This is a genomic window from Corallococcus sp. NCSPR001 (assembly GCF_017309135.1).
In the GTDB taxonomy this organism is placed as follows: Bacteria; Myxococcota; Myxococcia; order Myxococcales; family Myxococcaceae; genus Corallococcus.
In genome coordinates this window covers 8,057,581-8,068,832 of sequence record NZ_JAFIMS010000002.1, presented here as the reverse complement: position 1 = coordinate 8,068,832, position 11,252 = coordinate 8,057,581, and the positions used below count along the sequence as shown (strand labels likewise).

Sequence of the window (11,252 nt, the reverse complement as noted above, 5' to 3'; positions counted from 1 at the left end):
GGGGCCTTCACGCGACGCGCGGCTTCACGCCGCGTGGAGCAGGGCGTCGAAGACCATCAGGTTGAGCCCCACGCCCACCAGCCCCATCGCCGCCACCGCGAGCAACGCGGTGGACACGCGGCGCCGGAAGGAGGCCTCCTGCGCCATGCTGCGGATGAGCGGGATGTTCACCACGATGCTGGTGAGGCTGGAGAGGATGACGCCGTTGACGCCCGTGACCGCGGAGATTTCGTTGTGGCTGATGAGCGTGGCGGCGGAGGCGATGGAGGACGCGCTCGACAGGAAGCCGCCCAGGATGCTCACGAAGTAGAAGCTCGCGGAGCCGAAGTTGCGCTGCGCCAGCGCGCCCGCGACGTTGAGCGCCAGGAACACGCCGCCGAACTTGAGGGCCGCCATCAGGCGGAAGGGCGACTCCAGCGCCAGTTGAGGCGAGCCCGCCGTGGACGCCTGCGCGGGAGAGCGGCGCCACAGCACCGCGCTCACCAGCAGCATCAGCGTGAACGGGATGGCGCAGTGCACGGCGGCCTGCGAGGCGAAGATGATGACGATGAGGCCGTTGCGCAGGAGCATCGCGCCGGTGGCCAGGAGGATGCCCCGGTAGGCGGACGGAAGCAGCGGCGCGCCCACCTCCTTCAGCCGCGTGGCCAGCTCCACGATGACCTTGCGGCTGTTCACCAGCCCGCCGAAGAACGCGGTGACCTCCATGCCCCTGGGTCCCAGCGTCTTCAGGAGCATGTAGTTCACGAAGCCCACCGCCGCGATGATGATGACGCTGGCCCAGTTGGACTGGGGCTCGATGAGGCCCCACGGGTCCACCGGGTGCGCGGGCAGCACGGGGAACACGACGAACGTCAGCACCGCGAGCAGGATGGCGGAGCGCAGCTCCTTGTCCGACAGGCCGCCCACGAAGCCCGCGATGGACTGCTTCCAGGCGAGCAGCGCCGCCGTCAGCACGCCCACGACGATGGGCGTGAACGTGTGGCCCATGCCGCACAGGATGCCGCAGAAGGCCACCACCATCAGGGCCGTGGAGGTGGTGAGCGCCAGCCGCTTGTGGATCAGCAGCTCCCGGCCGTTCATCATCAGCACCAGCAGCGTGACGAAGCCCGCCGCCACCAGCGCGAAGGCCTGGCCGGTGAGCCCGCCCAGGCAGCCCATCAGCGCGGTGAGCGCGAACGTGCGCACGCCCGTCTTGCGGCTGTGCTCGCGCTCCAGTCCGATGAAGAGGCCGATGGCGATGGCGAGCCCCACCCGCGTCAGCACGGGCACCACGGGCCAGTGCGACGCCTGGGCGAGGAGGGAGGGCAGCTCGGCGGGTGCATCCATGGGGCGCTCCAGTTTCTCTGGCTTCACGGCCAGCGAAGACGACTGGACCGCGCGCCCCGGTGCCTCCAGGAGCGACGTTCTTCCATGTCGGAGACGGTGACTCCTGTCAACGCGTCCGCCTGGACGCCGGGCGCTAGACGCGCTCGATGACGGTGGCGATGCCCTGGCCGCCGCCGATGCACATGGTGATGAGCGCCGTCCCCTTGCCCGTGCGCTCCAGCTCATCCAGGGCGGTGCCCAGGAGCATCGCGCCGGTGGCGCCCAGCGGGTGGCCCAGCGCGATGGCGCCGCCGTTGACGTTCACCCGGTCCGGGTCGATGCCCAGCGCGCGCGTCGTCTGGAGGACCACGCCAGCGAAGGCCTCGTTGATCTCCCACAGGTCGATGTCACCGGCCTTCATGCCGGCCATGCGCAGGGCCTTCTCGCTCACGGGTGCGGGGGCGGTGAGCATGATGAGCGGCTCGGTGCCCAGCGTGGCCATGGCGCGGATGCGGGCGCGGGGCTTGAGCCCCTTCTGCTTCACGTAGCGCTCGGACGCCAGCGCCACCACGGCGGCCCCGTCCACGATGCCGCTGGAGTTGCCCGCGGTGTGCACGTGCTGGATGCGCTTCGCCTGGGGATAGGCGGCCAGCGCGATGCCGTCCAGCGTCTCGCCGTCCGGGCCCACGGCCGTCTCGCCCATGGCGACGAACGCGGGCTTGAGCGCGGCCAGGCCCTGCGCGGTGGTGTCCGGTCGGGGGTACTCGTCGCGCTCCAGCAGCACGGCGCCGGTGGCCGGGTCCTTCACCGCGAAGAGGGCCTTCGCGAAGCGGTTCTCCTCGATGGCGCGGGCCGCCTGGCGCTGCGAGCGCAGGGCCCACGCGTCCACGTCCTCGCGGGTGATGCCCTCCAGCGTCGCGATGAGGTCCGCGCTGATGCCCTGGGGCACCTGGTAGACGCGCTCTCGCAGCCGCACGTTGCCGCCGTCCTGGCCGCCGCCGTCCGCGCCCAGCGACAGGTGCGACATGCTCTCCACTCCGCCCGCCACCACGAAGTCCATGGCGCCGGAGGCGACCCCCATGGCGCCGAAGTTCACCGCCTGGAGCCCGGAGCCGCAGAAGCGGTTGAGCGACACCGCGGACACGTCCTGCGGCCACCCCGCGGCCAGCACCGCGTTGCGCGCGATGTTCGCGCCCTGCTCATTCACCTGCGACACGCACCCCGCGATGACGTCGCCCACCTCCCGGGCATCCCAACCGCCGCGCCGCTGGAGCGCGTTGAGCGTCTGCGCGAGCAGCTCCTGGGGATGCAGCCCCGTCAGGGCCCCCTTGCCCATCTTCCCGCGCCCCCGCGGGGTCCGGACGGCGTCGATGATGTAGCTGGCGGTCATGTGTGGCTCCTTGATTTCGAAGGTAATATTATCGCCGTAATTCGAAATCAAGGCAGCCTTGGGAGCGGACCTAGGCCGCGGGCTGCATGGAGAGGTGGATGGGCGTGGCGTGGGCGAGGTTGTCGCTGACGGGGCAGCGCGTCTCCACCTCGCGGAGCAGCCGGGCCAGCTGTTCCTGGGTGACGTCGCCCTTCACGTGGATGGTGGCGGTGAGGGACTGGTAGCCGGCGCGCACCTCGCGGTGGGTGCCGGCGAACTTCCCGGGGTCCAGCGAGCCCTGCACGGTGATTTCGGTGCCGGTGACGGGGATGCCCAGCTCGCGGGCGATGAAGAAGGTCATGTAGTTCAAGCAGCCCGCGTGGGCCGCGAGGATGAAGTCGAGCGGGCTGGGCGCGCCGTTGCGGCCCCCCAGCTCCACGGGCTCGTCCATGAAGATCTTGAACGCCTGTGCCTCCGTGGTGCTGCGGGCCATGCTCTCGCCTACGGTGCGGACCTGTCCGGTGTACAGCGGCTGTGCCATGACGTTGGCCTCCTGTGCTTCATACGGAGGCAGGCCGCCGGATGGGTCGGCCGTGCGTTTCAGGGGCGTGCGGCGGTGGCGCGCGACTTCTGGACGGGGGGACGGAGGCCCAGCCGCCATGGAGGACGCTTGCATGATGAGCCACACGCGGACCTGCCGGAGGGGCCTGTCCGTGGCCCGACCACTGGACGCGGCCGAGCAGGTCATCACGCTGGACGTCGTGAACGGGGACGGTCGCTCTCACCGCGTCCGGTGAATGTCAGGCGGCTGCATCCTCGGAGGTGTCCGGCGTCTCCGGCTCGTTGGAGGTGTCCTGGTAGTAGCGAACGGCCCGCTTGCCCACGCGCTGGACCTCAACCCAGTTCCAGGTCGCCCCGATTCCCGCCCCGACCAGTGGAACAGTCTTGGTGATGATGGCGCGTTGGGTGAGCTTCAATCCCAGGTACTTCAATGCGAAGCGCTGAAGGGCCTTGAGCACGCCCTTGCTGATGTACCGGCGGATGAGCGTCCGTGACGTTGCCTGTCCCGCCCGCGTCGTGAATTCACGCAGGGCCTGCGAGGCCGCGTTCGGGAAGACGATGGCCAGCACCTCCGTGGTGAAGAGGCCCGGGTCCTTGAGCACGTCCGGGTCGAGCAGCGCGATGATGCTCCCCACGAGGTTCGCCTCGGTCTTGAGGACGACGCCTGTCTCCGCCAGGGCCAGGGGCGCCGCCGCGAGCGGATTGGCGACGAGGCCACTGCCACCGCCTGCCGCGGCGAGAAGCACCTTGGCCTGCCGGATGAGGCGCTCCGCGAGTTCCTCCGGCGATGCATTGGGGAAGGCGCTCCGGAGTTCTTCCGCCTTCTTGCGGCAGGCTTCAGGGTCGGGGACGAGGCTGGCCAGCAACGACTCCAGGTTCATGGCTTCACTCCTGCGCGACGTGAAAGAGGCCTACGCGACAGACTTCCGGTAACAGTCCCGGCACAGTGGTCTGGCCATGGTGGCCGGGTGGTCGTCGCCGCAGCCGTGGCAGTAATTGTCTTCGTAGTCCACGTTCTCCCACTCGGCCCATTCCTCGAAGTCCTCTCGGCAATAGGGCCGCTTCGGGTTCAACGGGATGGCGTCACCACAGCGCAGGCAATAGCCCTCGTCCTGCTGCTTCCGAGGCGCCCGGGGCCGCGCCTTGCGCTCGGCGGGGGCGAGCCTCGCTGGCTTCGCCGTGGCCGAAGGGGCGCGGGCGTGCGGCCGGATCTCCTTGTCGATGAAGGTATAGGCCTGCTTGAGCGCTTCGGGATCCGTCGACCAGAGCCCCACCTCGATGGAGTTGAGGAATGAGGAGGCCAGCAGGTTGAGCGACGTGATGATGACCGTCGACTCCGAAAGGTAGAGCTTGGCGTGCAGCCCTGGGACGGCGAACAGCTTCAGGCCGGCCTCTACGTGCGGCTTCATCGCGGCCAGCCAGTTCTCCTTGGGAGTCGTCTGGTCATCCTCCCGGTAGACGAGGGTGACCTTGACCTTCCGGGCCAGCGCTTCGCGAATGGAGCGGCCCACCCGGTCATCGGCTCCCAGCGTCACATAGGGGCTGATGAGGATGACCCGCTCCCTCGCTTCTCTCAGAAGGTTGAGCAGGCGGCTGACGGTGTCTTCAGTGTTGATGAGTTTGAAGTCCATGGGTCCAAGACAGACGGTGCGGCGAAGAACTCTATACAAGGAACCTGGCGTCCCGCCTGTCCCCCAGGCGCGCACGGCTTACTACTTTGGGGGGAGTCGGCGGATACCTTGACGTCTCCACAGCGGCTGGCCCTGGGAATCGCCGTGCTCGCCTCGCTCGTCACGTTCCTGGACGGGGCGATCATCAACGTCGCGCTGCCCGCGATGGTGCGGGACCTGGGCGGGGGGCTCAAGCTCCAGCAGTGGGTGGTGGATGCCTACCTCGTCACGCTGGGCTCGCTGATGCTGGCCGCGGGCTCGCTGTCGGATGTGTTCGGGCGCAAGCGCATCCTGCGGCTGGGGCTGTTGGGCTTCGGCGCCACGTCGCTCCTGTGCGCGGTGGCTCCGACGGGCGCGGTGCTCGTCCTCGCGCGGGCGCTGCAGGGGGCCACGGGCGCGCTCCTGGTGCCGGGCTCGCTGGCGCTCATCCTGTCCTTCTTCTCCGGCCCCGCGCAGGCGAAGGCCATTGGCGCGTGGACCGGCTGGACGGGCGGGGCGTTCATCGCGGGACCGCTGGTGGGCGGGCTGCTGGTGGACACGGTGGGCTGGCGGTGGATCTTCGCCATCAACGTGCTGCCCATCGGGCTGACGCTGGCGCTGCTCGCGCGCATGGAGGATCCCGCCCGCCCGGAAGGCGCGCGCGTGGACGTGCTGGGCGCCGTGCTCGCGTGCGTGGGATTGGGCGGCCCGGTCTACGCGCTGATTGAGCAGGGGACGGTGGGCTGGACGCATCCCACGGTGCTGGTGTCGCTGGGCGTGGGCGTGCCGGCGTTCCTCGCGTTCCTCTGGCAGGAGCGGCGGTCGCCGCACCCGATGATGCCGCTGGGGCTCTTCCGGGCGCGGAACTTCTGGGTGGGCAACCTGGCCACGACGTTCATCTACGGGGCGCTGGCGCTGAGCGAGTTCCTCATCACGCTGTTCCTCCAGCAGGTGGGAGGCTTCCGCGCGACGCTGGCGGGGCTGTCGCTGTTGCCGACGACGATCCTCATGTTGCTGCTGTCGTCGACGTTCGGCGGGCTCGCGGGCCGGTTCGGTCCGCGCCTGTTCATGGCGGTGGGGCCGTGTGTCGCGGGCGCCGGGTTCCTGCTCATGCTGCGCGTCGGCACGCCGCTGGACTTCTGGCGGCAGATGCTGCCGGGCGTGCTGGTGTTCGGGCTGGGGCTGACGACCACGGTGGCGCCGTTGACTGCGGCGGTGCTCGGGTCCGTGCACAAGGCGCAGGCGGGCATCGGCTCGGCCATCAACAACGCCATCGCCCGGGTCGCGGGGCTCATCGCCATCGCGTTCGCGGGGCTCATCGTGGGACCGCGACTGGACGTCGCGGGCTTCCACCGGGCGATGCTCGTCTCCGCCGTGCTGCTGGTGCTGGGCGGAGTCACCTCCGCCCTGGGCATCCGGAATCCTCCGCGGGACGCCTGAGCGCGTCAGTCCTCGGAGGGCTGGAGGGAGAAGTACACGGCTTCGGTCCCCAGGTTGAAGGTGTCCCCGTCCGCGATCTTCTGGCGCTTGATGCGCTGGTGGTTGATCCAGGTCCCGTTGGATGAGCCCAGGTCCTCGATGAAGTAGTCCGCGCCGTCGCGCGTGACGACGGCGTGCTCGCGGGAGACCCTGCCGGACTTCACGACGAGGCTGCACTGCGGGCCGCGTCCCAGCGTGAAGCGCTCCACGTCCACCCGCGTGGCGTCACCGTCCGGGCTCAGCCGCACGAACAGGTCCATGCGCGCGGGGGCCCGGGCGGCGGGGGTGGGCTTGCGGCCCCGGTTGGGTTCCGGGGGGGCTTCGTCCTCGGGTTCGGATTGCCGGAGCACACGGCCCTGCCTGCGGGCAGGGGGGGCCTTCGCGGCTGGAGGCGCCACGAAGGGCAGGTCCTGTTCCTCGGGTTCGTCGGAGCCCGAGTCCTGTGCTTCGTCCCCGGCGGCCTCGTCGTTGTCCTCGCTGGAGGAGGCGGCTTGCGCATCAGGCTCTTCGGCCGCGTCGTCTTCCTCGGCGCCCGTGGCCTCCTCACCCGTCCTGGCCTCTTCGGGCTCGGAGTCATCGGGCTCGTTGGTGCCGGGGAGTTCCTCGGAGCCGATCGCCGCCGCGATGTCGGCCGCTGCGGCGTCGTCCTCCTCGGAGTCCTGCGACGCGTCCTCGTCGTCCGAGCCCTCCTTGGCGGCTGCCGCCTCGGATGCGTCCTCGTCGTCCGAATCCTCATCCGTCGCGCTGGCGGCGCCGGAATCGGACTTGTCGTCGTCCGAAGATTCGTCGTCGGACTCTTCCTCATCCGAGGCTGTGTCGTCGGACTCTTCCTCGTCCGAGGATTCATCAGCCGCTTCTTCTTCGGCCCCGTCATCGTCGGACTCCTTGTCGTCCGAGGATTCGTCAGCCACGTCTTCGTCGGACTCATCGTTGTCCGAGGACTCGTCAGCCGCTTCGTCGTCGGACTCCTCGTCGTTCGAGTCCTCTTCGGCGTCGGATTCTTCCTCCTCGTCGTCGGACGCCACCGGCACATCGCGGGGCTGCGCGACCGCATCCACCGCCGCGAGGACTTCCTGCATGCGCGCCCGCGCTTGCGCGGACTCGTCCACGGAGGACCGGGCCTTCACGGGCTCGGACACCGCCGAGGCCGGAGCGGCGGCCACGGGTTCCTTCGCAGGGCCAACGGCAGGCGCGGGGACAGCGGCAGGCGCGGGGACGACGGCAGCGGCAGGGAGCTCCGCCGGACGCGCCACGGGCTCTGGGGCCCGGGCCGCTGGCGCCCGCACGGGCTCTCCGGCGACCGTCACCCCGAGCGCCACGGGCGTGGGCGACACGTAGCCATTCTGTCTCGCGAGCAGGAACAGCGCCTGGGCGACCAGGGCATTCCGGTCCACGCCCAGGTCGTGGCTCATCTGCTCCAGCGCGCGCCACAGGGGCTCCGCGACCTCGATGGTTTCACGAATCCGATTCATGCCTAGCTGCCCCTCAGATTGCTCTGCCACGGAGAGACGTTGTCCGGGTCATTGAGCCAATAGAACATCGCTTGCGTCTCCGCGTACTGCCGCTCCGCGATGGACACCAGGTTCGGGTGCAGGTCGCCCAGCGCCACGCCCTCGAACAGGAAGCCCTGGCCGGGCTTCGTCGTGCTGGCGTTGCCCCGGAACTTGCGGTCCCGGCTCTGCCACAGCCGCTGCGAGGTCTGCCCCGCCGCCTGTCCGTAATCCGCCGGCGGCGCGATGCGCGTGGGCATCTTGAACGTCGTCTCGCCGCACGACCACAAGAGCCACGACAGCGCGCTCCAGTCCCCGCGCAGCATCAGCGTCAGGTCCGCGAACCCCATCTCCAGGTCGAGCGTCTCGTCGACCTCCACCTGCTCGTCCTCGTCCCGCTCCAGCGCTTCCTGCTTCAGCTCCACGGGCCCATCGCCCAGCAGGCCGGACAGGTCCGGAGGCAGCCAGGGCACCGTGGCGCCGGGCTTGTACCGCTGGAGCAGCGCGCCACGCATCGCCTGGAGCCGCGTGGCGTACTTGCGCACCAACTGCTGGATGGCCTCCAGGGACTGCGCGGGCTTCTCCGGCAGGCCGTCGTAGCCGCAGCGCGGAGCCTCCTGTCCCGCCCAGAAGTCGAACCGGGGGAACAACACCCGCGCGTACGTGGCCAGGAACCGGGCGGTGTCCGGCTCCACTTCCGCGAGATGCTCCGCGTCCTTGTGCACCTGATCCGCCACGCCCAGGTTCAACAGGATGAGGCCGCGCGTGAACAGGTACGCCTTGCGCTCCGGCGCGAGCAGCATCGCCGCGTGCAGGAAGTCCAGCGCCGCGCGAGGCCGGTCCGTCTGGTCCAGCAACACCGCGTACGCCCGCAGCAGGGTCGCCGCCTCACCGCCGCGCATGAGCGCGTCCGCCATGGGGGCCCAGGCCTGGCCCGCGTCCTCCACCACGCCGTGCGCGACCTCGCTCGCGGAGTCCTTCGTGCGCGGCAGCGTCAGCTCCTCCAGGCCCTGCTTCAACGGCTGGATGTCCAGCGACGTTGCGCACGCGCGCGCCGTGGCCAGTAAGGCCTCGCGGTAGCGCCGGTCCGCGCGGGCCTCCTTCGCCAGCTCGCGCCAGCCTTCCGCGCTCCGGGGGAGGTTGGAGAACACCGGCGAGCGCGCCAGCGCCTCTTCATCCATCGCCTGCCCCAGGTCGCGCGTGAGCACCACCGCCCGCTGCGCGTCCATCAGGGACCACTCGCCACACGCGAGGTCGCCCTCCGCCCGGCCCTCCTCGAAGTGGACGCGGAAGTCCGCGTAGATGCCCTCCGCGCGCGACCAGTAGCGCCCATGCCGCCGTCCGTCCTCGAACTCGGCCTCCCAGAGCAGCTGGCCCTGCGCGTCCCAGAAGCGGGTGAGGCCGTGGCGCTCGCCGTCCGCGTTGAGCGTCACCTTGGCCCACTGGTTCAGGTCCTCGCGCAGCTCCGCGTCCTCGGGCAGGTGGGCCGGACGGGTGGGGTAGGGCTCGCCGGTGGAGGGCACCACGCGCTGGCCCTGGGCGTTGAAGTGCCCCACCTGGCGCACGGTGCCGTGGTCGTAGTGCATCACCGTCCTGCGCACGCGCTCGCTCACGCCGCCTTCGTGCATGCGCTCGGTGGTGAAGCGGTCGGAGGCCGTCCAGGTGCGGGGGCCGTGGAGCTGGCCCTTCGCGAAGGCGCCCTCCTGGGACACCGAGCCGTCCTCGTGGAAGCGCTTGAAGGGTCCGTGCGGCGTGCCCTGCTCCATGATGCATTCGTTGCAGAGGGTGCCGTCGGCGCGCCAGTACCGCCACGTTCCGTGCGGCCGGCCCTTCGCGTCCTTCGGTCCGAAGGACCACTCCCCGTCGCCGTCGTCCCAGGTGGCGCCCTCGGGGACGCCGGAGGGGCGCTGGCCCGCCTCGGTCCGCTCGCGGTTCGCCTTGCGGGACTTCTCCTCGGTGACGTCCACGGCGCGCAGCGCGTTCAGCAGCCGGTCCAGGGACTCGGCGGGCAGCGCCTCGGAGACGCGGCGGACCTCCAGGCCGTCCTTGAACGCGACGAGGGTGGGGTAGGCGTCGATGCCCAGCGGCTCGGCCACGGCCTCGTGGGCCTCCGCGTCGAGCCGGGCGAAGGTGATGTCCGGGAACCGCGCGGCGGCCTCGGCGAAGACCGGCGCGAACGCATGGCAGGGTTCACACCACGGCGCCCAGAAGTCCACGACGCACATGCCGGGCTTCTGGGTGACTTCCTCGAAATCCTCCGGGGTCAACTCGACCGGGACACCTGCCAACGGGAACTCCTGCTCAAGGGGAGGAGCAGATAAGAGGGGCGACGGGAGCCCGCGTCAACCAGCGCGTCACGGGGAGTCTGGCCTCCGTCCCTTCCGGACAGGAACGGAGGGTGCGTCCGCGAACAGCAGGGGGCGGGACGTGGAACGATGGCCGGATGCGGCCCACCCTCGTGGTCATCAACGGTGAACAGTACTGGCAGCGCTACTTCCCGGAATACGAGGTCGTCTTCCGCAGGCTCCAGGAGTGTTCCTGGGTCCTGCGCGGTGGTGACCTCTGGTGCGTCGACCGCGAGTCCGCGACCCGGCTGGACGGCGTGCTCTGGCGGGTGGGCGCCATCCGCCCGGACCCCAGGCATCGCGCGGCGCTGGAGCTCATCCGCCTGAGCGGTGTGCCCTGCTCCAACCCTGCGTCCGTGCTGGCGCGCTGTCACGACCGGCTGTCGATGCTTGCGGAGATGCGTGAGGCGGGGCTGCCGGTCATCCCGTTCGACGCCGCGCTCGGTGACGACATGTTGCGCCGGTTGGAGCGGCCCGTGCCGTTCGTCGTCAAGGTCGGCAATCACCACGCCGGGCTGGGCAAGGCGCTGGTGCGCGACGCAGGCACGTGGCCGGAGATCGCGGACCTCCTCTTCGCCGCCGACGACTACGCGGTCGTCGAGCCCTTCATTGACTACGAGCGCGACGTCCGCTGCCTCGCGGTGGGCGAGCGCATGTGGGCGATGACGCGGGCGAGCGCTGGCTGGAAGGCCAACGTCGACACGCGGAAGTACCAGGTCATCGACCCGCCGCCGGAGCTCGCGGAGCACACGCGCCGGGCCATGCGGCACCTGGGCGCGGACGTGCTGGGATTGGACTTCCTCCAGGCGAAGGACGGCGCCTACACGCTGCTGGAATGCAATGACACCCCGGGCCTGTCCGGCTTCCCGGAGGAGCTGCGGGAGGAGGTGGCGGAGTGCCTGCGCGTCCGGATGCGCCAGCGCTGAGGAGGTGCCAGGACGAGCGCGGGCAAAGCCCCGCAGCCTGAAGCCGGAGGCCGAGAACCTGTAGGACAGTCGGACAGGTCTTCGTCGAGTGAACCCGGGGGGCGCGCGAACTTGTCCGACAGTCGGAC

The 11,252-nt window shown here is 70.2% G+C and carries 9 protein-coding genes; 2 read left to right on the top strand and 7 right to left on the bottom strand.

Annotated elements, in window-relative coordinates; all coding sequences use genetic code 11:
- Positions 1-24: 24 nt before the first annotated feature.
- The 5 genes from JYJ93_RS34320 to JYJ93_RS34300 all read right to left on the bottom strand — a co-directional run bounded on the left by JYJ93_RS34320 (position 25) and on the right by JYJ93_RS34300 (position 4,866).
- A complete protein-coding gene (locus tag JYJ93_RS34320) occupies positions 25-1,326 on the bottom strand; it encodes an MgtC/SapB family protein (RefSeq protein ID WP_206798732.1) in 1,302 nt (433 codons plus the stop codon).
- Between the two features lie 133 nt (positions 1,327-1,459).
- Positions 1,460-2,695 (bottom strand): acetyl-CoA C-acetyltransferase, encoded by a 1,236-nt coding sequence (locus JYJ93_RS34315; RefSeq protein ID WP_206798731.1) that lies wholly within the window; start codon positions 2,693-2,695, stop codon positions 1,460-1,462.
- Between the two features lie 70 nt (positions 2,696-2,765).
- Entirely contained in the window at positions 2,766-3,215 is a 450-nt protein-coding gene (locus JYJ93_RS34310; RefSeq protein ID WP_242544036.1) for an OsmC family protein, read from the bottom strand.
- A 259-nt stretch (positions 3,216-3,474) separates the two neighbouring features.
- Positions 3,475-4,116: a hypothetical protein gene (locus JYJ93_RS34305; protein WP_206798730.1), complete on the bottom strand. Its 642-nt coding sequence runs from the start codon at positions 4,114-4,116 to the stop codon at positions 3,475-3,477.
- Positions 4,117-4,146: 30 nt separating this feature from the next.
- Positions 4,147-4,866 (bottom strand): phospholipase D-like domain-containing protein, encoded by a 720-nt coding sequence (locus tag JYJ93_RS34300; RefSeq protein WP_206798729.1) that lies wholly within the window; start codon positions 4,864-4,866, stop codon positions 4,147-4,149.
- A 108-nt stretch (positions 4,867-4,974) separates the two neighbouring features.
- On the opposite strand from JYJ93_RS34300, the gene JYJ93_RS34295 reads away from it, so the two are divergent.
- Positions 4,975-6,324: an MFS transporter gene (locus JYJ93_RS34295; RefSeq protein ID WP_242544035.1), complete on the top strand. Its 1,350-nt coding sequence runs from the start codon at positions 4,975-4,977 to the stop codon at positions 6,322-6,324.
- A 5-nt stretch (positions 6,325-6,329) separates the two neighbouring features.
- Here JYJ93_RS34295 and JYJ93_RS34290 read toward each other — a convergent pair whose 3' ends face one another.
- Together JYJ93_RS34290 and JYJ93_RS34285 are read right to left on the bottom strand one after the other, a co-directional pair.
- Entirely contained in the window at positions 6,330-7,835 is a 1,506-nt protein-coding gene (locus JYJ93_RS34290; RefSeq protein WP_206798728.1) for an FHA domain-containing protein, read from the bottom strand.
- A 2-nt stretch (positions 7,836-7,837) separates the two neighbouring features.
- The gene (locus JYJ93_RS34285; RefSeq protein ID WP_206798727.1) at positions 7,838-10,141 is read right to left on the bottom strand and encodes a thioredoxin domain-containing protein; all 2,304 of its coding nucleotides are present in this window, start codon (positions 10,139-10,141) and stop codon (positions 7,838-7,840) included.
- Between the two features lie 155 nt (positions 10,142-10,296).
- Here JYJ93_RS34285 and JYJ93_RS34280 point away from each other — a divergent pair, with 155 nt between their 5' ends.
- The gene (locus JYJ93_RS34280) at positions 10,297-11,124 is read left to right on the top strand and encodes a hypothetical protein (RefSeq protein WP_206798726.1); all 828 of its coding nucleotides are present in this window, start codon (positions 10,297-10,299) and stop codon (positions 11,122-11,124) included.
- The last annotated feature ends 128 nt before the right edge of the window (positions 11,125-11,252 follow it).

Excerpts from the sequence above, each read along its gene's own strand:
- JYJ93_RS34305 (WP_206798730.1), bottom strand. The coding sequence starts at position 4,116 with ATGAACCTGGAGTCGTTGCTGGCCAGCCTCGTCCCCGACCCTGAAGCC.
- JYJ93_RS34300 (WP_206798729.1), bottom strand. The coding sequence starts at position 4,866 with ATGGACTTCAAACTCATCAACACTGAAGACACCGTCAGCCGCCTGCTC.
- JYJ93_RS34320 (WP_206798732.1), bottom strand. The coding sequence starts at position 1,326 with ATGGATGCACCCGCCGAGCTGCCCTCCCTCCTCGCCCAGGCGTCGCAC.
- JYJ93_RS34315 (WP_206798731.1), bottom strand. The coding sequence starts at position 2,695 with ATGACCGCCAGCTACATCATCGACGCCGTCCGGACCCCGCGGGGGCGC.
- JYJ93_RS34310 (WP_242544036.1), bottom strand. The coding sequence starts at position 3,215 with ATGGCACAGCCGCTGTACACCGGACAGGTCCGCACCGTAGGCGAGAGC.
- JYJ93_RS34290 (WP_206798728.1), bottom strand. The coding sequence starts at position 7,835 with ATGAATCGGATTCGTGAAACCATCGAGGTCGCGGAGCCCCTGTGGCGC.
- JYJ93_RS34280 (WP_206798726.1), top strand. The coding sequence starts at position 10,297 with ATGCGGCCCACCCTCGTGGTCATCAACGGTGAACAGTACTGGCAGCGC.